This window comes from Piscirickettsia salmonis LF-89 = ATCC VR-1361 (genome assembly GCF_000297215.2).
In the GTDB taxonomy this organism is placed as follows: Bacteria; Pseudomonadota; Gammaproteobacteria; order Piscirickettsiales; family Piscirickettsiaceae; genus Piscirickettsia; species Piscirickettsia salmonis.
Genome location: NZ_AMFF02000110.1, coordinates 1 through 24,123, shown reverse-complemented (window position 1 = coordinate 24,123; position 24,123 = coordinate 1). Strand labels below are relative to the sequence as shown.

At 41.6% G+C, this 24,123-nt stretch carries 25 protein-coding genes and 5 tRNA genes; 17 read left to right on the top strand and 13 right to left on the bottom strand.

Going from position 1 to position 24,123, the window contains the following annotated elements; translation table 11 throughout:
• Positions 1-108: 108 nt before the first annotated feature.
• Positions 109-780, top strand: a complete 672-nt coding sequence (locus tag C200_RS10780; protein WP_036794214.1) for a VUT family protein — start codon at positions 109-111, stop codon at positions 778-780.
• A gap of 226 nt (positions 781-1,006) precedes the next feature.
• Here C200_RS10780 and C200_RS10775 read toward each other — a convergent pair whose 3' ends face one another.
• The 6 genes from C200_RS10775 to C200_RS10750 all read right to left on the bottom strand — a co-directional run bounded on the left by C200_RS10775 (position 1,007) and on the right by C200_RS10750 (position 2,011).
• Positions 1,007-1,408: a DUF3135 domain-containing protein gene (locus C200_RS10775; protein WP_230584169.1), complete on the bottom strand. Its 402-nt coding sequence runs from the start codon at positions 1,406-1,408 to the stop codon at positions 1,007-1,009.
• Between the two features lie 124 nt (positions 1,409-1,532).
• A tRNA-Phe gene (locus C200_RS10770) sits at positions 1,533-1,608 on the bottom strand.
• Positions 1,609-1,617: 9 nt separating this feature from the next.
• Positions 1,618-1,694, bottom strand: a tRNA-Arg gene (locus C200_RS10765).
• A 14-nt stretch (positions 1,695-1,708) separates the two neighbouring features.
• Positions 1,709-1,784 (bottom strand) — tRNA-Glu (locus C200_RS10760).
• A gap of 63 nt (positions 1,785-1,847) precedes the next feature.
• Positions 1,848-1,923: transfer RNA gene (locus C200_RS10755), tRNA-His, on the bottom strand.
• An 11-nt stretch (positions 1,924-1,934) separates the two neighbouring features.
• Positions 1,935-2,011 (bottom strand) — tRNA-Pro (locus C200_RS10750).
• Positions 2,012-2,272: 261 nt separating this feature from the next.
• On the opposite strand from C200_RS10750, the gene glyQ reads away from it, so the two are divergent.
• The 9 genes from glyQ to C200_RS10705 all read left to right on the top strand — a co-directional run bounded on the left by glyQ (position 2,273) and on the right by C200_RS10705 (position 10,856).
• Positions 2,273-3,223, top strand: coding sequence for a glycine--tRNA ligase subunit alpha (glyQ, locus tag C200_RS10745; protein WP_016211231.1), 951 nt, complete (start codon positions 2,273-2,275; stop codon positions 3,221-3,223).
• Positions 3,223-5,301: a glycine--tRNA ligase subunit beta gene (gene glyS, locus C200_RS10740; protein ID WP_016211227.1), complete on the top strand. Its 2,079-nt coding sequence runs from the start codon at positions 3,223-3,225 to the stop codon at positions 5,299-5,301. Before glyQ ends, glyS begins: the two co-directional genes overlap by 1 nt.
• A 147-nt stretch (positions 5,302-5,448) precedes the next feature.
• Positions 5,449-5,964 carry an acyl-CoA thioesterase gene (locus C200_RS10735; RefSeq protein WP_016211228.1) on the top strand — a complete coding sequence of 172 codons (516 nt, stop codon included), beginning with the start codon at positions 5,449-5,451 and terminating at the stop codon, positions 5,962-5,964.
• An 8-nt stretch (positions 5,965-5,972) separates the two neighbouring features.
• Complete coding sequence (gmhB, locus tag C200_RS10730) at positions 5,973-6,536, top strand: D-glycero-beta-D-manno-heptose 1,7-bisphosphate 7-phosphatase (protein WP_016211234.1); 564 nt, start codon at positions 5,973-5,975, stop codon at positions 6,534-6,536.
• Complete coding sequence (locus tag C200_RS10725; RefSeq protein ID WP_016211229.1) at positions 6,517-7,263, top strand: lysophospholipid acyltransferase family protein; 747 nt, start codon at positions 6,517-6,519, stop codon at positions 7,261-7,263. Before gmhB ends, C200_RS10725 begins: the two co-directional genes overlap by 20 nt.
• Positions 7,264-7,402: 139 nt before the next feature.
• On the top strand, positions 7,403-7,855 hold the full coding sequence (locus tag C200_RS10720; RefSeq protein WP_016211230.1) for a hypothetical protein: 453 nt from the start codon (positions 7,403-7,405) through the stop codon (positions 7,853-7,855).
• Positions 7,856-8,026: 171 nt separating this feature from the next.
• Positions 8,027-8,863 carry a sterol desaturase family protein gene (locus C200_RS14595; protein ID WP_016210351.1) on the top strand — a complete coding sequence of 279 codons (837 nt, stop codon included), beginning with the start codon at positions 8,027-8,029 and terminating at the stop codon, positions 8,861-8,863.
• Positions 8,860-9,756 carry a DMT family transporter gene (locus C200_RS10710; RefSeq protein ID WP_016210335.1) on the top strand — a complete coding sequence of 299 codons (897 nt, stop codon included), beginning with the start codon at positions 8,860-8,862 and terminating at the stop codon, positions 9,754-9,756. Before C200_RS14595 ends, C200_RS10710 begins: the two co-directional genes overlap by 4 nt.
• A gap of 32 nt (positions 9,757-9,788) precedes the next feature.
• Complete coding sequence (locus tag C200_RS10705) at positions 9,789-10,856, top strand: 4-oxalomesaconate tautomerase (RefSeq protein WP_016210345.1); 1,068 nt, start codon at positions 9,789-9,791, stop codon at positions 10,854-10,856.
• Between the two features lie 18 nt (positions 10,857-10,874).
• On the opposite strand, the gene C200_RS10700 is transcribed toward C200_RS10705, so the two are convergent.
• The 6 genes from C200_RS10700 to def form a co-directional block, all read right to left on the bottom strand.
• Positions 10,875-11,243, bottom strand: coding sequence for a diacylglycerol kinase (locus C200_RS10700; RefSeq protein WP_016210352.1), 369 nt, complete (start codon positions 11,241-11,243; stop codon positions 10,875-10,877).
• Positions 11,244-11,268: 25 nt separating this feature from the next.
• Positions 11,269-12,675, bottom strand: coding sequence for a potassium transporter TrkG (locus C200_RS10695; protein WP_230384579.1), 1,407 nt, complete (start codon positions 12,673-12,675; stop codon positions 11,269-11,271).
• A 51-nt stretch (positions 12,676-12,726) separates the two neighbouring features.
• Positions 12,727-14,106 (bottom strand): Trk system potassium transporter TrkA, encoded by a 1,380-nt coding sequence (trkA, locus tag C200_RS10690; RefSeq protein ID WP_016210336.1) that lies wholly within the window; start codon positions 14,104-14,106, stop codon positions 12,727-12,729.
• Positions 14,107-14,146: 40 nt separating this feature from the next.
• Positions 14,147-15,460: a 16S rRNA (cytosine(967)-C(5))-methyltransferase RsmB gene (gene rsmB, locus C200_RS10685; protein WP_016210348.1), complete on the bottom strand. Its 1,314-nt coding sequence runs from the start codon at positions 15,458-15,460 to the stop codon at positions 14,147-14,149.
• Entirely contained in the window at positions 15,450-16,406 is a 957-nt protein-coding gene (gene fmt, locus C200_RS10680) for a methionyl-tRNA formyltransferase (RefSeq protein ID WP_016210339.1), read from the bottom strand. Before fmt ends, rsmB begins: the two co-directional genes overlap by 11 nt.
• 95 nt (positions 16,407-16,501) lie before the next feature.
• The gene (def, locus tag C200_RS10675; RefSeq protein WP_016210340.1) at positions 16,502-17,005 is read right to left on the bottom strand and encodes a peptide deformylase; all 504 of its coding nucleotides are present in this window, start codon (positions 17,003-17,005) and stop codon (positions 16,502-16,504) included.
• Between the two features lie 134 nt (positions 17,006-17,139).
• Between def and dprA the strand changes: the two genes are divergently transcribed.
• The 7 genes from dprA (at position 17,140) to C200_RS10640 (ending at position 23,919) form a co-directional block, all read left to right on the top strand.
• The gene (gene dprA, locus C200_RS10670) at positions 17,140-18,291 is read left to right on the top strand and encodes a DNA-processing protein DprA (RefSeq protein WP_016210346.1); all 1,152 of its coding nucleotides are present in this window, start codon (positions 17,140-17,142) and stop codon (positions 18,289-18,291) included.
• Positions 18,288-18,767, top strand: coding sequence for a DUF494 family protein (locus C200_RS10665; protein WP_016210342.1), 480 nt, complete (start codon positions 18,288-18,290; stop codon positions 18,765-18,767). The genes dprA and C200_RS10665 overlap by 4 nt, the downstream gene beginning before the upstream one ends.
• 146 nt (positions 18,768-18,913) lie before the next feature.
• Positions 18,914-21,235, top strand: coding sequence for a type I DNA topoisomerase (gene topA, locus C200_RS10660; RefSeq protein WP_032126693.1), 2,322 nt, complete (start codon positions 18,914-18,916; stop codon positions 21,233-21,235).
• A gap of 1 nt (position 21,236) precedes the next feature.
• On the top strand, positions 21,237-21,806 hold the full coding sequence (locus tag C200_RS10655) for a Sua5/YciO/YrdC/YwlC family protein (protein WP_016210343.1): 570 nt from the start codon (positions 21,237-21,239) through the stop codon (positions 21,804-21,806).
• 4 nt (positions 21,807-21,810) lie between these two features.
• Positions 21,811-22,710, top strand: coding sequence for an oxygen-dependent coproporphyrinogen oxidase (gene hemF / locus C200_RS10650; RefSeq protein ID WP_016210344.1), 900 nt, complete (start codon positions 21,811-21,813; stop codon positions 22,708-22,710).
• Between the two features lie 72 nt (positions 22,711-22,782).
• Positions 22,783-23,361, top strand: a complete 579-nt coding sequence (locus C200_RS10645) for a DUF4823 domain-containing protein (protein ID WP_129556610.1) — start codon at positions 22,783-22,785, stop codon at positions 23,359-23,361.
• A gap of 300 nt (positions 23,362-23,661) precedes the next feature.
• The gene (locus C200_RS10640; protein ID WP_016210347.1) at positions 23,662-23,919 is read left to right on the top strand and encodes a hypothetical protein; all 258 of its coding nucleotides are present in this window, start codon (positions 23,662-23,664) and stop codon (positions 23,917-23,919) included.
• 8 nt (positions 23,920-23,927) lie between these two features.
• On the opposite strand, the gene C200_RS10635 is transcribed toward C200_RS10640, so the two are convergent.
• Positions 23,928-24,123: IS3 family transposase (locus C200_RS10635; RefSeq protein WP_033923767.1), on the bottom strand; the 196-nt coding region annotated here is incomplete at its 5' end.

The following is a 24,123-nucleotide window of genomic DNA, read 5'->3' as shown; positions in this document are numbered from 1 at the left end:
TACAGACCTAACGGTCTTTCGCAACTCCGCTCTGCTAAAAACCCGAACCTACCTCGGCCTACTCACCCCGTGCTTAGCACTCCATGGCTCGCAGCGGGAGCAATAAAAGTGATAGGAAAACATTTAAAAAAAGAGGTTCATATATCAGCAATATCTCTACTAATGGCATATATGGCAGTAAAGCTAACTTGTAATATACTTTTTTTCTACCATATTCAATTAAACTTAGGTGGAGCCACATTAAAGTTAACTTACTCTGCGATATTATACCCTTTAGTCTATGTTTTGATGGATTGGATGGTGATATGCTACGGGACTATATGGACGATGTTTCTGATTTTATTCGGAGTTCTACTTGATGGTTTTTCATCCGGTATGATTTCATCAACTCAATTCATAACTATTCCTCATAGCTTGGGCTCTAACGAGTTAATGTTAACTCAAAGTGTACACAATCTATCACAGGGTATTTGGTCACTATATTGGCACGGGCTTGCAGGTTCTATTATTGCATATATTTCAGAGCTTCTACTCTTTAGCTGGCTATACAATAGACTATTTAATAAAAGCTTCTGGTTATCCTCTATAGCATCAATTTGCACAACACTCGCCATTCATAACGCAATATGTGATTATCAAATGTTTGCCGGTTCACCAGATAGGTTAGATTTAATCCTATCAAATTATGGAGTCAATTTAATTGTAATTATTGCATATACAACATTCATTTCAGTTCTTAGAAAGAAATTTAATAGTAGTGCATCCAATCAATTGTCTTGATCTAATAGCAAAGAAATAGAGCTCAAACGATAAAATTTAGAACTTTATCATGTAACTCATATTAAATGTTGAGCTCGTAAAACGATTTATTTTTCAAAACGTGAGGAAATGCATGATGGTACTGTACTGATTGGTTTATTTATCAAAAAATTTGAATTTGCTAAGGCAATTTAAATAAAGCAATGCAATGGATGCATGATCAATTTTTTGGGCTTTTTTATGAGCCCTATCTTTTTCTTTTTAACAAAATAACATTGTCACCCAGAGCAGCTTCTTCACGCTGCAAGTGACTCTCCGCACATAACTTATTTAAATCCCGCGCACTTGCTAACAACTGTTGCAACGTCCCCCATAATTCAGCAAAAGACCCATGCATCATTTGCGAAAATCGTATACAACGACCTAGCTCATTACTACTTTTACGCTGGCGCTCTAAGCTTAATTTAAAATCTAAGCCACGCAACCGCCGCTCAATGTCTACTGATGAAGATTGACTAATCAACTCTTCAGTCCACTGCTCGCGTAATGCTTCTAATTTTTCAGGGTTATTTTGTGCAAGTGCAACCAGCTCTTCAAAAGAGTAGCCATGAATATCAATATTTTTTCTAGAAGTAAAACTATCCATCATTCAGCTCTGTGACATTTAATTAATTAAAAATCAAAGAATAATACTAAGATTAAGATATTAAGATAAATAAAAATAATCTTTAGCTAGAAACACTGTATCAGGATAAGACATCAAAAACAAGAAATGGTGGCCGGAGGCGGAATCGAACCGCCGACACGAGGATTTTCAATCCTCTGCTCTACCAACTGAGCTATCTGGCCAGCATGAAATGGCGCGCCCGGAAGGATTCGAACCTCCGACCGCCTGGTTCGTAGCCAGGTACTCTATCCAGCTGAGCTACGGGCGCGTATAAAGAACAAATGGCGTCCCCTAGGGGATTCGAACCCCTGTTACCGCCGTGAAAGGGCGGTGTCCTAGGCCTCTAGACGAAGGGGACGTAAACCTTCTATGCAAGACTCTTGTCTTGCTTTGACTCACAGATCTAAAGATCATAAATCAATGGGGTGGATGATGGGGCTTGAACCCACGACCACCGGTACCACAAACCGGGGCTCTACCAGCTGAGCTACACCCACCATAGCGAAAATGGTCGGGACAGGAAGATTCGAACTTCCGACCCCCTGTACCCAAAACAGGTGCGCTACCAGGCTGCGCCATGCCCCGACTCGACGGAGACAGATATTACCCAAGCCTCCGATAAATTGCAAGTTTTTTTATCAATTTTTCTTCATCCTCCTAGATATAGGGGTGTGGATAAAGTTATCCACCATATTCAGTGTTTATCCACAAGAGCAACCTCTATATTCAGCAATCAATCCCGGGTATACTCAAGAGTTCTGTTTAACAAGGCCAAGTTTATTCTTAAATCCTTCAAAATTCTTAAGATAAACATAGGATAAACATAGATAGAATGTAATGAGTACTATGAATCAGCTAGCGACAACATCACCACATGATATATATACGTTTCAAGGGCTAATCTTAACCTTACAAGAGTACTGGGCCACACAAGGCTGTGCTATTTTGCAACCCTATGACTTAGAAATGGGTGCCGGGACCTTTCATCCAGCAACTTTTTTGCGTGCTGTTGGCCCTGAACCATGGAGTGCCGCCTATGTGCAGCCATGCCGTCGTCCAACCGATGGTCGTTATGGTGAAAACCCAAATCGCGGCCAACATTATTACCAATTTCAAGTCGTTATTAAGCCCTCACCGCTGAACCTTCAAGAACTCTATTTAGGCTCATTACAAGCACTGGGCATTGACACACTCGAGCATGATGTGCGCTTTGTTGAAGATAATTGGGAGTCTCCCACCTTGGGTGCTTGGGGTTTAGGCTGGGAAGTCTGGCTCAATGGTATGGAAGTGACACAATTCACCTACTTTCAACAAGTCGGTGGTATGGACTGCTCTCCAGTCACCGGTGAGATCACTTATGGCTTAGAACGGATTGCCATGTATGTTCAGGGTGTAGACTCGATGTATGACTTAGTCTGGACTGATGGGCCACTCGGTCGCATTACTTATGGTGATGTATTTTTACAAAATGAAGTTGAAATGTCAGCCTATAACTTTGAGCACGCCCCAGTGCCTGAGCTATTAGAGCAATTCAATCATTGCGAAACACAAAGCCAACACCTGATTAATAAAAACTTGCCCTTGCCTGCTTACGAAATGATGGTCAAAGCCTCCCATATATTTAATTTGCTCGATGCTCGTCATGCCATTTCTGTCACCGAGCGCCAGCGCTATATCCTGCGTGTGCGTGCGCTATCACGGGCGATCATTGAAAACTATTATCAAGCACGCGAAGCGCTCGGCTTTCCTATGCTAAAGCAATCTGACAATCAAATAAAAAATAAGGAGTCAGTGTAATGGGTCAGGCTACAGAATCATTTTTATTTGAAATTGGCACTGAAGAATTACCGCCTAAAAGCCTAGAAAATCTAGCCATTAGCCTAAAAAATAGCTTTGTAACCGCTTTAAAAAACGTCAAACTCAATCACGGCGAAATTGAGCTATTTGCAGCGCCACGACGCATCGGCCTCTTAATTCAACAACTCGATACCATACAGCCGGATCAAACGATTGAGCGTCGCGGCCCAGCGATACAAGCAGCTTTTGATCAAGACGGCAAACCTACCCCAGCAGCTTTAGGCTTTGCGCGTTCCTGCAACGTTAGCTTAGAGCAAATCGAGCGTTTAGAAACAGCTAAAGGCCAGTGGCTCTTTTACAAACTACTGAAAAAAGGTGCTAAAGCCACTGATTTACTGCCAAGCATTGCTGAACAGGCAGTAAAAAAACTACCTATCGCCAAAGCCATGCGCTGGGGAGCGAATAAAACACAATTTGTCCGTCCTGTGCATTGGCTTACCATGCTCTATGGTGCGGATGTTGTCACTGCAAAAATTCTAGAGCTCACTGCCGATCGCATCACTTATGGCCATCGTTTTCATAGCAGCGGGGCGATTTCACTGGCCCATGCCAATGATTATGCCAATACCCTGAAAACCACAGGCTATGTTATTGCCAGTTTTCATGAGCGTCGCAACCTCATCAAAAATCAATTAGAAAATATCGGCACCAAAGTCAATGGCCAAGTTCATATTCATGATGATTTACTCAATGAAGTCACAGCCCTTGTCGAATGGCCAGTGGCATTACTGGCAAATTTTGATAAAGCATTTCTCAACGTCCCTCAAGAGGCGCTCATCTCATCAATGCAAGTGCACCAAAAGTGTTTTGCTGTATTAGAAGCGCAAACGGGTAAAATGCTACCCCATTTTGTCACTATCAGTAATATCAGCAGTAAAAATCCAGCAACAGTGATATCTGGCAATGAGAAAGTGATGCGCGCACGTCTTGCCGATGCTGCCTTCTTTTACCAAACAGATAAAAAGCACACGCTCGAATCACATTTAGAACGGCTAAAAACAGTCACTTTTCAGGCGAAATTAGGCAGCGTATACGAACGCGCCGAGCGTCTAGCCTCCATCAGTGGCTTTATTGCCACACACTTAGCCGCCGATATTAATCTTGCCAAACGCGCCGGCTTACTCGCTAAAACTGACTTAATGAGTGAAATGGTGATGGAATTTCCTGAATTGCAGGGCATTATGGGCCATTACTACGCGCATCATGATGGTGAAGCCAATGATGTTGCTCTTGCACTAGAAGAACAGTATTTACCCCGTTTTGCTGGAGACAAGTTGCCACAATCAATGATCGGCGCTGCCGTTGCGCTGGCTGATAAAATCGATACCTTAGTCGGTATCTTCGGTATTGGCCAAAAGCCAAGCGGCGATAAAGACCCTTTTGCACTACGTCGCGCCGCTTTAGGCTTATTACGCATCATTATCGACAACAAGCTCGCGCTTAATCTTACTGATCTAATTCAGTACTCGATTACGTTATATAGCAATAAACTCAATAATAAAAACACAGAACAAGATGTCCTCCAATTTATCAACGAACGCTTACCTGCCTATTATGCTGAACAAAGTATTAGCCCAGACACGCTCGAAGCGGTAACTAGTTTACAATTAAGCCAACCACTGGATATCGACCAACGCATTCAAGCTGTGCATCGTTTTCGTCAACTAGAAGCTGCCACAGCATTGGCGGCAGCCAATAAACGGGTTAAAAATATTCTAAACAAGCAACGACCAGCGACATGCACGATCGATGCTGAATTATTAATAGAAAAAGCAGAACAAGAGCTCTATCAAGCAATTTGTGCAAAACAAGCTGAGGTTCAGCCCTTGCTCACTGAACATGCCTATGACCAAACCCTCGAGTCATTGGCCAGCTTACGCCACCCAGTTGATCACTTTTTTGACCATGTTATGGTCATGGCAGAGGATACAAGCTTACAAGCTAACCGTTTGGCCTTATTAGCAGAACTTCGCCAACTGTTCTTAAAAGTCGCTGATATTTCTTACTTACAAAACTAAATGTAATGACAGTGGCCCAACAGATTGATTCTTCTACCAAACATAATTACTTTAGTTAATTTTAGAAGAATCAGCCAAGGCTAAGTCAAGTATATTTATTTTTGCCCTTTAAAAATAAAAAAGTAAAAGTAACTGAGAGTATTAATTATGAGCGAACCTATTCTGCCAGCAAAAACGGTTGACGCATCTGCTGTCCATGAGCATGTCTATAAAATCTTTCCAAATGATCTGAATGCCCACCGTACCGTATTCGGCGGCTTAATCATGGCTACCTTAGACCGTATTGCCTTGGTGGTTGCTGAGCGTCATAGCGGCCATGTCTGTGTCACCGTATCTGTTGATGCCATGCATTTTCTCGCCCCTGCCAAAGATGGCGATACCTTAATTTTTAAAGCAGCGGTTAATCGCGCGTGGGGCAGTTCGATGGAAATTGGCACCAAAGTAATTGCTGAGAACAGCTACACCGGCAATCAACGCCATATTCTTTCCTCCTATTTTACCTTTGTCGCTCTAGACGAAAACGAACAATCTGCAAAGATCCCGGCAATTATTGCCAAAACCATGGATGAACAACGCCGCTTTAACGAAGCTCAATTACGTCGTGATTTACGCTTACAAAACAAACAAACTATTGCCACCTCACGCCAACAAAAAACAGGTTAATCGTAATTATGCAAATCAAACCACTGATTATTTTAGACCGTGATGGCGTCATCAACGAAGACTCTGAGCACTACATCAAATCAGCAGCAGAGTGGCAACCCATTGAACACAGCTTAACCGCCATTGCCAAATTAAACACGGCTCATATTAAAGTTGCGATTGCAACGAATCAATCCGGAATTTATCGCGGCTATTTTACTCTGGCCACCTTGCACACCATGCACAAAAAAATGGCTCACCTACTCGCAGAGCAACACGGCCACATTGACCGCATTGAATATTGCCCTCATGGGCCAACAGAAGGTTGCTCATGCCGTAAACCTGCCCCTGGTATGCTTAAAACCATTATCACTCACTTTCAGCTTACCCCAGAGCACGCTTATTTTGTTGGCGATAGTTTTAAAGATATTCAAGCAGCTCAGGCCATTGGTTGCACACCGATTTTAGTACTGAGCGGTAAAGGCGGTGATACCCTAAAAAAACACCCAGAACTTGAAAAACAAATTAAAATATTTCACACTCTGAATCACTTTGTTAACGAGTTATTAGCCAATGCAAATACAACAGCCTAGTTTTTTTCTAAAAGCGACCTCACTGATACGCTCAATAGTTTATTATTTAATCGTTGGCATTGTGACCTTATTTATCAGTATTACATCGATTATTACTTTACTGCTGCCCTTTAAAGTACGTTATCGCTACATTATGGCTTTCTGCCCAATTGCCTTGTTTTGCGCACGCTGGATCTGCGGCATTCGTTATGAAATTCAAGGCCAAAAACATCTGGCCAATGAAAAAGTTGCTGTCATTATTAGCAATCATCAATCCGCCTGGGAAACCTTTTTATTTCCGGCAATGTTTCCACCATTAGCGATTATTATCAAACAGTCTTTATTAAAAATTCCATTTTGGGGTTGGTCATTTGCTTCTCTAGAACCCATTGCTATTAATCGTCATGATGGCAAAAAAGCCTTACTACAAATCCTTCGTCAAAGTAAAGCGGCTGTTGCCAAAGGTCGCTGGATTGTCATCTACCCAGAAGGTACACGCTCAGAACCTGGTCAACTAGCCACTTTTAAAAAAGGCAGTGGCGTTCTTGCCGCTTCTTTGCACCAGCCAATTTTTCCTATCGCCCATGATGCGGGCAAATGCTGGCCGAAAAATAGCTTTATTAAGTACCCTGGTACCATTCACGTCCGCATTGGTAAAAAGATTGATACAGCAGATAAAACTCATGAACAAATTAATACTGAGTGCTATAGCTGGATTAAAGAACAGCTGCAACGTTTTAAAAATTAATCAATTAAATTATAATCTGAGCTTAGCGCTTGGCCTGTCTCTAAGCGCTGGCATAGCTTTTGCACCTCTAGCTCTAACTAACGCACAAAATAAATAAAGCAGTGATCACAAAGGATGTTAAGCAAGGAGATAGGTAGCTATGGTTGCACGATTTAAAGATTTTTTTAATGCGAGTCATGCGATAGAAATTAGCCATAAAAAAACACCCGAATACAGTGCTACAATCACCCAATTCCCAGAGACTCGCCACTTGACGAAAAAAGACTGTTGGCGACAACAAAAAAGCCAATACCCGCAAGGATTTCCTGAAAAAATAAAAAACAAGCTTGAAAAATTAAAAGAAAACCCAAACATTAGCACTGAAGATATTTTATATTTAGAATGTGAACTGCTCGCAACACCGATGGCCATTTATAGCCAAGACTCTAAAAAATTAAACAATCACCTTTTTCTAACTCAAGGCTTTTGTTTAGAAACTCATATTAGTGAACGCATTGCGACTATTTACCAAGACATGTTAATGCATATAGAACACCATTATCACCTACAAGAACAGCGCCGAGCTATTAAGCTACTAGAGTTACTTATTTAAAATCAATTTATTTAGTGATTAGTCGTAAGCGTCGCTACCTCGGTCCATGGCTCGCAGCGATCGTATTGTATTATTATACTCAAAAACAAATTTTATTAAATTTTTAGCAAAATCAAATAGATAAACTAACCTCATAATAACAGTCACAACATAGGTCTCACGGTGTCGATTATGGAGCAGTTTGTTAGTCACTATGGTCACTTCATTATTATTGTTTGGTTTACTAGCTTAATTTCTCTCGAGCTAATCACACCCAATTACGCCTCATTGAAAACCAAACTCTCACAACTCTCTCGCTTAATAAAGCATATTAGCTTTTGGCTTATCAACCAAGGGGTCGGCCTATTAATCACCTTACCCATGATCATTTGGGCCAGCACCCATGCTCTTTGGCAACAAACTGACGTTATCACCCTCCCCATTGCAGTAATTTTAGGCGTTGTAACACTTGATTTAATTAGCTACTGGTATCATCGCATCGCTCATATTACTCCCTTGCTATGGCGCTTTCATGAAATTCACCACCTTGATGAAGGCCTCGATGTCAGCACCGGACTGCGTGTGCATTTTGGTGAAGTTATAATTACCGGAGCCATTAAAGCTCTCTTTATTTTCTTACTCGGCATTCCACTCGAAGCAGCAATCTTATTTGAAACACTTATTGTTTTACAAGGAATTTATCATCATTCTAACTTTAAAACTCCTAATTGGTTAATCAACACTCTCTCACTTGTTATTACTACCCCAAAACAACATGCTACTCATCATCACGCTCTTCAAAAAGATACTGACTCAAATTATGGCTTTATTTTTATTTGGTGGGACAAGCTATTTTTTTCATTTAATTTAGCACAACGCAAAAAAAACTGGCGCATTGGTCTTGAATATAGCAAGGATTTATCATTGTTTGCTCTGTTAATTTCACCATTTCACTTAAAACCACTTAAAGAGCGAGTAGCAAGTGATACTAATACCGATGCTGATTCTAAACGGGAAACGTCATTATGAAAGCGCTGAAATTAATAAAAGGTGCCTTACCAAAGCATACGGCGATTATTTACATGGTTATTTCAGCAGTTTGTATTGCCTCCGCCGGGTTTTTTGCAAAAATCGCCATGCAATACACTAGTGTGCAAATTACTCTTTTAGCACGTTTTGGCGTGCCATTATTATTACTCATTTTGTTTTTTTCATTTTATCAACGCTGGAAGCAATTAAAATTTACCTATGCAAAAACACACTTTATTCGTGCATTTTTTTTAACATTAGCCCAGTTTTTATTATTTATATCGATTATTCATCTATCCCTTGCCGAAGCAACTGTACTGTATAGCACCGGTCCGATATTTATTGCTATTTTCTCTTTCTTTAAAAACAAAAAAATTAATCTGCAGTCTCTTATTGCTGTATTGCTTGGCGCCGTTGGCGTTGCTTTAATGATGCATATAGAAAATGGCATTATTAATCCTTATGTTATTGTTGGCTTGCTTTCTGGCTTTTGTTTATCTGCTTCGCAACTTCTTTTACATAGTGCAACTAAAAAAGAAAAAAACAGTCATGTTATGCTTTTTGTCTACTTATTTTCTACTCTACTATCGCTTATTTATTTTGGCCTAATTAATATAGAAGAAGAACTAAAAACACTGACCCCTATGCTGTCTTTTTCTATTCCAATCATCGGCATTTTAATACTAGTGGGGTTGGCCAGTTTAGGTAATCAGTTTTTTCGAGGTAAAGCCTATCAGCAAGTGAAAGACCCCGCCAGTATTGCCCCATTAATTTATATTTCTATATTAGTTGCAGGTTTATATGACATTTTCTTTTATAACCATTTACCGAATATAGAAGTTATCATCGGTGCTATTTTAATCGTAACAAGTGCATTATTTAGCAAGAAATAATCAACATCAATAAAAAATATCAGGAGGATATTATGAAGACAATTCCTTGCATTTTAATGCGTGGCGGCACCTCAAAAGGACCATTTTTTTTAGCGTCTGACCTACCCAGCGACCCTCAAGAGCGAGATCAAGTTTTATTAAAAATCATGGGGTCTCCGCATCAAGCGCAAATTGACGGCATTGGTGGTGGCAGCAGTGTGTCTAGCAAAGTTGCCATTGTCAGTCCATCAGCACGAGATGGCATTGATGTCGATTATTTATTCTGCCAAGTCGTCGTCGGTGAATCTCGTGTCGACTCTAGTTTAAATTGCGGTAATATGCTCTCTGGTGTCGGCCCTTTTGCGATTACCAAGGGCCTCGTTAAAGCACAGGATCAAGAAACAACGGTTCGAATTTACAATAAAAATACCGATGTTGTTGTCGAAGCAAAAGTACAAACACCCAATGGCGAACTTAGTTTCGAGGGAGAGGCAACAATTGATGGTGTTCCTGGACACAGCGCACCAATCGAGCTCAGTTTTCTTGATTCAGTGGGTGCGAAAACAGGCAAATTACTACCCACAGGTCAAGCCGTTAATATCATTGATGATATAGAGGTCTCCTGTATCGATGTGTCTGTCCCTGTAGTGATGATGTTAGCTGCATCACTTGGTAAATCCGGCTATGAAACTAAACAAGAGCTTGATCAAGATAAAAATTTAATAAAAAAAATGGAAATGATCCGACAAAAAGCCGCACTTCTTATGGGGATGGGTGATGTCAGCCACTCTGTTACACCGAAAATGGCCCTACTCGCAGAACCTCACTGTAATGGTCATATCACCTCGCGCTACTTTACTCCCACAGATTGCCATCCAAGCCATGCTGTCACCGGTGCCATTTGTATTGCCAGCGCTTGCTTAATTCCAGGCTCTGTGGCTAATCAAGTTGCTCACAATATTCATATTCAAGACGCAGAAAGTGATATTATTGTTGAGCATCCTGCTGGTACAATCGATGCAGTAATTCATAAAGAAGTCACAGGTAAAACGATAGAAATTCCTAAAGTCTCTTTTATCAGAACAGCCAGGCCCTTATTTTCAGGAGAAGTGATAATTTAGATTAATATAGATATAAATTTAAATTAAGATAACAATCCATGTAAAAACAGCATTAATCATAGCCACTAGAACAGCCGCACTACCAATATCTTTGGCTTTTTTAGATAGGCTATGATGTTCCATAGAAATTCTATCAACAATCGCTTCAATGGCAGTATTAATTAATTCAATAATTAAAACAAGTAAGATACTTGTAATCATTAATACCCTTGCAATTATAGTCACTGATAAAAAACATGCACTCGGAATCAAAATAACAGCGATTAATAACTCTAAACGAAATGCCGCTTCTGACTTTAAAGTTGCAACCAAACCTGCCCAAGAGTAACCAACCGCACCAATTAAGCGAATCACTTCTTTTTTGATGAAATTAAATATTAATATCATATCTAGCTCTATGCTTTAAGCTGTTTTATACACGCCAAAATGTACGACTAAATAGCACCAATACGGTAAAAACTTCTAAACGACCAAGTAACATCGCAAAAGATAATAGCCATAACGCCGAATTATTCAAATTACCGTAATTATTAATCGCCTCACCTAAGGCCGGCCCCGTATTTGAAATACACGCAAGCAAGGTAGAAAAAGCGGTTACCTGATCTAAACCTGTTGCCATCAGTAATAACATTAAAATAATAAAGCTCATCACATAAGCGGCTAAAAATCCCCACGTTGCATTGATCACATTCACAGGTACGGGAAAACCACCGAGTTTAATATGAAAGACGCCATTCGGATGCACTAAACGCTGAATCTCACGCTGGCTTTGCTTACCTAACAAAATCAACCGAATGATTTTAACACCGCCAGACGTCGATCCAGCACAACCTCCAATCGCACCTAAAAATAATAAACCAAGTTGGATTAATTGCGGCCACGAACCGAGGTTCACAGAGCCAAAACCAGCCGTTGTCATAAACGATGACACCTGAAACATAGAGTCTCTAATGGCTTTACTAATAGACACCTCAGTGCCAGACAAACACAACCAAGCCATAATAGCAATGGATGCAATAAAAAATAGGCTAATATACATGCGAAACTCAGGCTCACGCCAATAAGTCCGGATATCTCCTTTACGCAACATAATAAAATGCAGAGAAAAGTTGGTACCGCCAATCAGCATAAAAAATATCATCGCGTATTGAATCAGTGATGAGGAATAAAACGCTGCACTTGCATCATGTGGGGCATAACCTCCTGTTGAGATTGTGCCAAAGCCATAACAAATCGCATTAAATAAATCCATGCCAAAGAGCCAAAAAGTCATGATGCAAATTACAGTTAAACCAACATAGATATACCACAGCGTTTTTGCCGTTTCAGTAATACGTGGTGTCAGTTTATCTTTGACCGGTCCTGTCACCTCAGCACGGTATAATTGCATCCCCCCCACACCCATCATCGGCAATACCGCAATCGCCAAGACAATAATCCCCATGCCACCTAAAAACTGTAATTGTTGACGATAATATAAAATAGATGGCGGTAGGTTTTCTATATGGCTAAGAACGGTCCCGCCAGTCGTCGTAAAGCCAGACACTGCTTCAAATACCGCTTCGCTTAATACCATATGTGGATGATAGGACAGCATAAATGGCAAAGCGCTATACACCCCTAAGACGAGCCAAAATAAAAAGACAATAATAAAACCATCGCGTGCCTTTAAATCCACTTTATAATCGCGTGCAGGCAACCACACTAAAAAGCCAGAAAAAAAAGCCAAACAAAATGAAATTAAAAATGGCGTTGCATCATAATCTTGATATAACCAGGAAACATAAACCGGTGGCAGCATGCTAAAGCTAAACAGCATTAGCAAAATACCTATAATTTTAAGAATTGCTTTTTCTTGCACCATAATTAATTATAAAAATCCACTGGATACTTGAAATAAGCTTTCAATATCACGAATTTTACGTTTATTCGTCATAAATAACACCACATGATCATTCTCTTGAATCATTACATCTTCGCAATGAATGTACACTTGATCTTCGCGTACCACAGCACCAACCACCGCACCTTCTGGTAGCTTTAATGCAGACACTTTACGCCCAACAACTTTTGACGTTTCAGCACTACCATGGGCAACTGCTTCAATCGCCTCTGCAGCACCCTTACGTAAAGAGTGTACTTTTTCAACATCACCGCGACGAATATGTGCAAGCAATGCGCCTATCGTCGCATGCTGAGGAGAAATGGCAATATCAATATCTCCACCTTCAACAAGATCAACATAAGCAGGACGATTAATCAGTGAAATTGCATATTTTGCCCCTAAACGTTTAGCCTGCATAGCCGACATAATATTATTTTCGTCATCATTAGTCAGCGAGCAAAAAATATCGATATTTTCAATATTTTCCTGATTCAGTAAATCAGAGTCAGTCGCATCCCCTAATAAAATTATTGTCCGATCCAAAGTATGACAAGCTCGTTCACTGTGCTTTGGATCAATTTCAATGAGTTTAATATCATAATCAGCTTCCAAGCGTTTCGCCACATACGTGCCAATATTACCGCCGCCGGCAATCATAATGCTATTAAAGCGTGGGCGATCTTCATAAATTTTCGACATTAAGGTTTTAATGTCATCATTGGCACTGATAAAAAATATTTCATCACCGGGTAATAATGTCGTATTTGCACCGGGAATAATTCCCTGATTATCACGAAAAATCGCCACAACTTTAGCATCGATATGCTTATCTATATTTGATAAAAAGCTGGCAGGGTGCCCCGCTAGAATACTATTGCGATCGACCTTAATCGCAACCAAGCGCACTTTGGTACCTGCAAAGTTTAAGACCTGTAATGCCCCTGGATAACGAATTAACCGACAAATCTGCCGCGTAATCACCTGCTCTGGGCTAATAATTACATCAATGGGGATGACTTTATTAAGAAACAGCTCATTACCATGTTTCGTATAACTTTGTGAGCGAATTCTAGCAATTTTCATCGGCGCATTAAATAAGCTATGCGCAATCTGGCAAGCAATCATGTTGACTTCATCACTACTGGTCACAGCAACCAGCATATCTGCCTCTTCAACACCCGCTTGGGCTAAGACATGAGGATAAGACGCCAAACCGGTGACTGTGCGAATATCCAGCTTTTCCTGCAAAGCCTCGAGATTTTCACTATTCGCATCGACAATAGTAATTTCATTATCATCTTCTTGACTAAGCTGTGCCGCAATCGTCGAACCCACCTGCCCTGCACCGAGAATAGTAATTTTCATAATCCCTGCCGCCTCTATTTTAATCTAATCTAATCTAGATCTAGCTGTTTGCAATTTTGCGCAGCTTTGCATAATAAAAACCATCCATACCGCCAACCTCAGGAAAAATTTGCCGACCAAACGGACGTAGCATTCCCCACTCAGCGGAAAGTTTCACCTCTTGCGCCTTGCCTGCTTGCTCTGCTAAAAACTTTTTAATCACCGCTTCATTCTCTTCAGGCAAGATAGAGCACGTCGCATAAATCAATACGCCACCTGGTTTTAGGCAGGGCCACAATGCAGTTAATAATTGCAACTGTAAATGATGCAATTGACTGATATCCTCTAACGTTCTCAACAACTTAATATCCGGGTGACGACGAATAACACCCGTTCCAGAGCAAGGCGCATCCAATAAAATGCGATCAAATGGCACGCCATCCCACCAGTCATCGATATTCTCAACAGCCGCCTCAACCAGCTTGGCAGATAACTTAAGCCGCGATAAATTTTCCTGCACCCGCTGCAAACGCCTGCCATCAACGTCCACCGCGACTAAATCAATCGCATCCGCCAATTCGAGAATATGACAACTTTTACCACCTGGCGCAGCACATGCATCCAATACACGCAAACCCGCCTTTAAATCAAGCAATGGGGCAGCAAGTTGTGCGGCTTCATTTTGCACTGAGCATGCCCCCTCACTAAACTGTGGTAACACTGCCACCGAGCTTGGCTTTCCCAAGCGAATCGCATGTGCACAATCTTGAATATTCACTGCCTCAGCAACAATGTCATGTTGTTTTAACAACTGCAAATACGCCTGACGTGTGCCCCAGCGCTGGTTCACCCGTAAACTCATTGGTGGCCGCTCGTTATTTGCTTTTAGAATATCCTGCCAGGATTCAGGCCAGGCGCGCTTACAGCGCTTAATCAGCCAGTTCGGATGAGAGTAAATAGCAATTTCCTGAGTTAATAACGGATAATCTTGACGCTGTGCTGAACGTAATACAGCATTAACCAAACCTTTCGCATGCGGTTTTTTTAAATCATTAACCGCATCCACTGTTTCTGAAATCACCGCATAAGGCTTAATACGCATAAATAACAATTGGTACAGGCCAACAATTAACAGCATTTTTAAGCTTGCTTCACGACGACGCAATGGGCGATTCAATAACTGATCACAAATTGCATCTAAACGTTGGTACCAACGAATCGAGCCAAAACAAAGCTCTTGCAATAAACTCTTATCCCCCTCATCAAGCAGTTCATTGTGCTTTAATAACGCTGCAGGTAATGACATGCCTTGATGACTAACATCTGCAAGCACCGCGCTTGCTAACGCACGTATATTCGTTAACTTACTCGCCAAAACAACGCCCCACTGCAAAACGTGCTGCTTTACTGTTTAAAACCTCACGCGCGGACAGCACTTTACTGCCAGGCAATTGCAGTTGCTGAATTAATAAGCGGCCTGCTCCCGTCATGACCTCTATCCCTTGAGGGTGATGTTTTACAATCGTACCCGGTTTATAAACAACACTGTCACTCGCTACAGTCAGCACCTTAGTCTGCCAAATACGAACATTTTCACCATCTAGCACACTAAAGGCGATTGGCCATGGGTTAAAAGCACGAATTTTACAATCAAGCATAACTGCACTATCAGACCAGTCCAAACAGGCCTCTTGCTTAGACAGTTTACGTGCATAAGTAGCCCCCTGCTCACCCTGTGCTGTCCTGATTACATTATTTTCAGCCAGATGATTAATCACCTGGGGCAATACATCTGCAGTTAAATTTAATAATTTATAATATAAATCCACACTCGTATCAGTGCAGGCTATGGCACACCTAGCTTGCGCTAAGCTATCCCCAGTATCTAAACCTGTGTCCATTTGCATAATTGTCACACCAGACTCATGATCCCCGGCTTCAATGGCGCGCTGAATCGGTGCCGCACCTCGCCACCGTGGTAATAACGAGGTATGAACATTAATACAACCTAACACTGGAATCTTTAAAACCGCTTCAGGCAGCAACATGCCATACGCAGCTACAATCATTAAGTCGGGCTCTAAAGCGCGTAATGCATCTTGATCTGCTAAAGTTTTTAAGCTCTCTGGTTGGAAAACGCCAATATTTAATGTTTCTGCCACCTGTTTAACCGGGGTTGCCACAAGTTTGCGCCCGCGACCTTGTGGACGATCCGGCTGACTATAGACTGCAATCAGCTGATGGGATGTTTTTGCGACCATCGATAAAATTTCTGCTGCAAATTCAGGTGTTCCGGCAAAAACAATCTTTAATGATTTCATAATAACTCTAAATTTTTAAGCCAACTTTAGCCAATCCAAGTCAACCTGAGGTTTTTATCATACTTGATTGATTAATTAATATTTAAATAACATTCTTATAGCACCTGGCGGCGTTGCTTTAATAGCTTTTTCTCTAAGCGCTTACGCTTCAATGGTGATAAATAATCAATAAATACTTTGCCTTCTAAGTGATCAATCTCATGTTGCAAGCACACAGCAAGTAAACCCTCGGCTTCAAGCTCAAACTTCTCACCCCGTTGGTCAAACGCAGCAATTTTAATGCGAGCTGCTCGCTCAACTTTAGCAAAAACACCTGGAAAAGATAAACAACCCTCATCATGCTCAGCATGATCAAATGTCTCCAGTATCTCAGGATTAATTACACACAGCGGATCTGATCGATTCTCTGACAAATCCATCACTAAAATTTGCTGTTGAATATTCACCTGGGTCGCTGCCAAACCTATCCCTGAAGACTCATACATGGTTTCATACATGTCCTGAACGGTTTGTGCGAGCGCATCATCGAATACCGTCACCGGCTTTGCCTGTAAACGTAAACGTGGGTCGGGGTACTGTAAAATATTTAATAAGGCCATGATAAAACTACTCTTGCTGCTCAGCGCTTTCAAATCTCCAATGATAACACCATCCTTTTAGAGTGTATAGAAAGCTGGCACGAGTGCCTTTTTTTGTTTAGTCTGAAAGTATCACGTGTGATCATGGAGGCCCTATGAATCAAGAACAAGCAGCCTGTATTGCACTTTATCACACCCGCCACATCGGCTCACAGCGACTTTATCGCCTGCTCGAACACTTTCAAACTGCCAGCGCGATTCTAGCGAGCTCGGTCGATGAGCTGCAATCCCTTAATTTTTCTAAAGCACTTATTCAAGCCATATTAAACCCCAATTGGCGCATGGCCGATAAAGCAGCAACCTGGTTGCTTGAACCTAGTCATCATATCGTTTTTTTCAATGAACCAAACTACCCAATGCAGTTAAGCCATATCAATACACCACCCGCATTGCTTTACATCATCGGCAATCCTGAACTATTACATAAGCCGCAACTGGCCATGGTCGGCACACGCAAGCCCACACCCTCCGGTCAAGAAGCAGCCTATCAATTCGCCTATGAAGCGGCTTATCATCAGCTGTGCATTACCAGCGGCCTTGCCATCGGTATTGACACTATTAGCCATCAAACCATCATCGACAACCAAGGTCAGACTATCGCTGTCCTTGGTTGTGGTGTGGATACAATTTACCCTGCACAAAATAACAAGCTCTATCAACGCATCAGCGAACACGGGGCTCTGGTCTCTGAATTTGCCTTAGGTGCACAACCGACCGCTCGCCATTTCCCTCAACGTAATCGTATTATCGCCGGCTTAAGCCTCGGCACACTCGTCGTTGAGGCGGCGGTAAAAAGCGGCTCTTTAATCACTGCCCAATATGCCATTGAAGCCAACCGTGATGTGTTTGCTATACCTGGCTCTATTCACAACCAGCAAGCACGCGGTTGCCATGCACTGATTAAACAAGGCGCAACCTTGGTTGAAAACTTTGCAGATATTGCAACACAGCTGCAAACTAACCATTTCACTTATTGTGACAACCCTACGCTCACAGCGTCTCAGCCCCCAGTCACACAGGAGAATTGCCAACCACAACAACCTGCTCTTGATTTAACAGAAATTGACCCCACCTCTGTCTGCATGTTAGAACATTTAAGTTTCGAGGCAACAGCAGTCGATCAGCTAGTTGAAAGCACCGGACTAGCTGTGGAGGTCATTTCCTCAGCGCTATTGAATTTAGAACTTGCCGGGTACATCGCAACCATACCTGGCGGCTATATAAGAACTAAGGGGAAGCGACGATGATAAAAGAAAGTGTACTTGATGTTTTGATGTATTTATTTGATCAAAACAGTGAAACAGAACAGTCTCTTAGCTCAGACCAAGCCGCTTTAAGTGCAGAGCTAGAAAAAGCCGGCTTTGCTAAAGATGAAGTCGAACGGGCCTTTCATTGGTTAGAAGGACTCGTTGACACAAGCCAGCGGCCCAAACACTTTGAACCCTCCATGACAACTCGCGCCTTCGCCGCAAAAGAGCTAAGTGTCATTGGTTCAGAGCACCTCAGTTATATTCTCTACCTCGAGCACATCGGCATACTCAATGTTGAATTGCGAGAACTGGTCATCGATCGTATCATGGCACTTGGCATCGATGAGATTGACCTAAGCCATGTCAAATGGGTGGCACTGATGGTACTTAACAACCATTATGAAGACGGTTTTGAGACCGAATGGTTCGAGGAAATGATCTTAACCGACCCTAAAACTGAAGTGCAACACTAAATAATCAACGAACTAGTACTTGTATAAATTTTGATAAAGTTGTAAGTTTGCGCTTTAAATAATATAGATATAGAGATCGCCATGACAAAGATCATGACGAACGCATTCATAACCGTTTTTAGATACAGAGATAACCGATTGCAATCATGGGTAACAAATTAGTCATTGTCGAATCTCCCGCTAAGGGAAAAACCATCAATAAGTATCTAGGCAAAGATTTCCAAGTCATGGCATCCTATGGCCATGTCCGCGATCTACTGCCTAAAGAAGGTGCTGTACAGCCTGAACACGATTTTTCTATGACGTACCAGCTTACTGAGCGCGGTGAAAAAAGCATCAATGATATCATTAAGGCTTTACGTCAATCCACTGATCTTTATCTAGCATCAGACCCTGATCGTGAAGGTGAAGCCATTGCTTGGCACCTGCTCGAAGAGCTCAAAGCACGCGGCGAACTTGAAGGCAAAGCTGTCCATCGTGTCGTCTTCTATGAAATTACCGAACGTGCCGTTCAAGATGCGATTAATAATCCACGTGAAGTGGCTATGGACCTAGTCGATGCGCAACAAGCACGCCGAGCGCTTGACTATCTCGTTGGCTTTAATCTATCACCCTTGTTATGGAAAAAAATTCGCCGCGGCCTCTCTGCAGGACGAGTACAAAGCCCGGCACTACGCATGATTGTTGAGCGTGAGCAAGAGATTCAAGCCTTTAAACCAAAGGAATATTGGACGATCGCCTCTGACCTCATTCATGATCAACAAGCATTTTCAGCCAAGTTAACCTTGCATAACAATGAAAAAGTAAAACAATTTACATTTACTAACGAAAAAGCTGCAACTAAAGCACAGCAAACGCTCATAAAAAAAGCGAATAATATACTTAAAGTTGTCAACGTTGAAAAGAAACAACGTAAACGTAATCCAGCTGCGCCTTTTACAACCTCGACCTTACAGCAAGAAGCTGTACGTAAGCTCGGCTTCTCCGCTCAGCGCACCATGCGTACTGCCCAGCAATTATACGAAGGAATAGAAACTGGCGATGGCACCGTCGGTTTAATTACTTATATGCGTACAGATTCTGTCCATTTAGCGGATGAAGCGATTACAGAGTTGCGTGAGCTGATTGTCGACCGTTACGGCCAAGAGGCCTTACCAAAGTCACCGCGGGCATTTAAGTCCAAAGCAAAAAATGCTCAAGAAGCTCACGAAGCTGTCCGCCCAACCTCATGCATGCGCTTGCCTAAAGAACTTAAGCCGCATTTATCCACTGATCAATTTAAGCTCTATGAACTGATTTGGAAGCGCACAGTCGCCTGTCAAATGCAACACGCCCTTATTGATACTGTGGCTGTTGATCTAGCATGTGGGAATGAAAAGCATCTATTTCGTGCTAATGGTTCACAAATTGCCAAACCTGGCTTCTTGTCCGTCTACGAAGAAAGCAAAGATGATGATAAAGAAGATGACGACAAGCGCTGGTTACCAATAATGAAAACAGGTGAGTTAATTCAGTTACTCGAAATTAAAGCCGATCAACACTTTACTGAGCCACGACCACGTTATACTGAAGCAACACTAATTAAGACACTAGAAGAACATGGCATTGGTCGGCCTTCCACCTATACGGCCATTTTATCGACGCTGCAACAACGTGAATATATCGAACTTGATAAAAAACGTTTTCAACCGACAGATGTTGGCAATGTCGTCAATAAATTCTTGACAAAGTACTTTGAAAAGTACGTAGATTATGAATTTACCGCCCACTTGGAAGACGATCTTGATGCGATTTCACGGGGTGAAAAGCAATGGAAACCACTGATGCATGATTTTTGGAGTCCATTCCAAGATCAAGTCAAGACTATTGATGAAACCGTCCAACGTAAAGACGTCACCCAAGAAGAACTGGATGAGGATTGTCCAAAATGTAGCGCTAAACTCTCTGAACGCCTCGGCCGTCGTGGTAAATTTATTGGCTGTACCAATTATCCAGAATGTGACTATACTCGCAGTCTTGATGGTGAAGAACAAGCAGCCCCTGAAAAAGTAGACGACCGCCAATGTCCAAAGTGCGACAGTGATCTTTACATTCGTCAAGGTCGCTATGGCAAATTTATCGGCTGTAGCAATTATCCAAAGTGTAAATTTATTGAGCCCTTAGAAAAGCCCACTGAAACGGGTGTTGAATGTCCAGAGTGCAAGCAAAGCCATTTAGTTCAGCGCCGCTCACGCTATGGTAAAATATTTTACTCCTGCAATCGCTACCCGGATTGTAAATATGCAGTTTGGAATGAACCTTTAAAAGAAAATTGTCCAACCTGCCAATGGCCCATTTTAACGATTAAAACAACAAAACGTTGGGGCACCGAAAAAGTCTGCCCACAAAAAGAGTGCGGCTTTAAAGCCCCTTATGAACTGCCCGAATCAGAGCAAACAGAACAGCAAAGCACAGAAGAAAAAAAATAAGGTGAGTAAAAAAGAAGTAAGCTCAAGTCTCTCTAAGGCCGCACAATGCATCCAACAAGGTGGTATCATTGCGCTGCCAACAGAGGGCATCATGGGCTTAAGCTGTGACCCACACAATGATACTGCAATCAAACGTCTATTAGCTATAAAACAGCGCCCAGAGCATAAAGGCCTTATTCTAGTTGCTGCGGACTTAACCCAGCTTCGGCCGTTTATTCAGCGCTTAAGTGTTGAGCTACTTGATAAACTGACAACGATACGCAAACAGCCTACCACCTGGATCACTCCAGCGCACCCAGAAATCTCTAAACTGATCACTGGAAGTTTTAGTGGTGTCGCCGTGCGCTTAACCACGCACCCACTGGTTAAAGCACTGTGCTTAGCGTGCGACCATGCCTTAATTTCAACCAGCGCCAATATCAGTACTGAACCGAACACACGGGATTTGGCAACGCTAAATCCCGCACTCACCGTACAGCTTGATTACTTACTCGATGGTCAAGTTGGCACACATCAAGGCCCTTCTGAAATTCGCGATTTATTGACCGACACGATTCTACGACAAGGCTAATTCTATGCAAATCACACCTGTTAAAGGTTTTCTTATGCAGTTACAAGATGATATCTGTAGTCAAATCACTGAACTCGATGGCAAACCATTTGCCGAAGATCACTGGCAACATGATAGTGGTGGTGGCGGCCGTACGCGTATTTTGCAAGGCAATATCATTGAAAAAGGTGGAGTGAATTTTTCTCACGTCCAAGGCACAACCTTGCCTGATGCCATACTCAAACGCCTTCCAGAACTTATCGACTATCACTTTGAGGCCATGGGCGTGTCCATTGTCATGCATCCAGATAACCCCTATATTCCAACCTCTCATTTTAATGTCCGTTTTTTCAATGCAAGTTCTCCCGGTAAAAAAGATATCTGGTGGTTTGGCGGTGGCTTTGACCTAACGCCATATTATGGCTTTGATGAAGACTGCAAACACTGGCACCAGGTCGCTGCCAGGGCCTGCGCGCCTTATGGAGCAGAGGTCTATGCACGCTTTAAGCAAGAATGTGATGATTATTTCTATTTAAAACATCGCAACGAAGCTCGCGGCATCGGTGGCCTGTTTTTTGATGAGCTCAATGCATGGGGGTTTGATCAATGCTTTGCTTTTCTACAAGACATCGGCCGTGCCTATACTCAGGCCTATTTACCTATTGTAGCACGCCGCCAACATACTCCCTATACAGCGGCTGAAAAGCAATTTCAAAAATATCGTCGTGGTCGTTATGTAGAATTTAATCTTGTCTACGACCGTGGCACCTTATTTGGCTTACAAACCGGTGGCCGCACTGAATCAATTCTGATGTCACTGCCCCCTGAAGTTTTCTGGGACTATAACTGGAATCCACAACCCGGCTCTAAAGAAGCAGAATTATATAGCCATTACTTAAAGCCCCGTGACTGGTTGGCAGAATAGTTCAATTTATTTTAAGCTAAGAGTTAAGAGTAGCGCAATCAACCAAATACCAAAACCTAAGGATGGGTTTTCTTGTATCAAGCTTTCACTTTATTAATGACTATTGCCAGTATTTTGCTAAGTGGCTGTATATCTCACTATAGCTACTATACACCTCGCCCCAATGATCAAAATCAATGTGGCATTCTTGCTGACAACGAGTCCATCTATATAGGCACCGCTCAGGACTTTTACCTAGAAAGCAGATATTATGCTAATAGCGGCAATCAAATTAGCCAATTATTGCTTGAAACAGTGAATAAATATACAACTCATATCAAACGCAGTAAAAACCATGTAACAATGCAGCAAGGCCTCATCCAAGCACGCAACCAAGGTTATTCTATATACATTTATCCTACAATTATCAGCTGGCAACGCCCCATGCCGACAATCAGCTGGTTAATCGATCATAGTGAAGTGCGCTTAAGCCTATATAATGTCAAGTCTGGCAAATTACTCAATGATGTCATCATTCGTGCTGATCAGCCAATTGCCAGCCAATGGTTTGAAGAAAACTCTGAACGCTTAGAATTTGCGTTTAACAAAGTCATTGCGTACTGGTATGCCTGCCAGAAAAATCAGATGAACATTATTCATCCAACAGATTAAAAGCAATAAAACAAACAAATAACAGTTTACTTGACCAATAGCCATTAATCTCCTTATTAGGCAGTTTTATTTGTGCTCTATGTCAATACAAACCGCCATTAAAAACATAAAAAGTAAACTATAATTTACATAAAATAAAAAAATATCAACCTTTTGTAACTAGCAACTATTTACATAAAATTTAATATATTATACATAATTAGCAATTTCCCAGTCATCTTGGAAACTGAAGGATCTATTTAAAATTAGACTTATATAACTCTAATTTATATAACTCTCTTTAAGGATAAGGAAAAGCCAATGCCAAGAGATTCAATAGGGTTTAGCCAAACATCTTTAAAAAGATTAGCTCTAACAGAGTTAAAAGAACTAGAAAAGCAATTAAACCTATCATTACATAAGCTATTAGCAAGCCAACAAAGCTTAGAGCTGGCAGTAGGGTTAGATCAGTCAAAATTCGTAGTTTCTAATCCTGATAAACCATCATTAACAAACAAGAAACTAAATAACTTGCGAGCAAAGCAGAAAAGAACAAATGATCTGGCAACCTTTTTCTAGACAAATTTTTAACTGATTTTTTGATTATGCTCGTATTCCTCAGGTGATAAATAATCATTAGCTGAGTGAATGCGTTTTCTGTTATAAAAAACTTCGATATACTCAAAGATCGCTGATTTAGCCTCCTGTCGATTTTTAAAATTCATGTGATGAACTAACTCCGTTTTTAAGGTATGAAAGAAACTCTCTGAAACAGCGTTATCC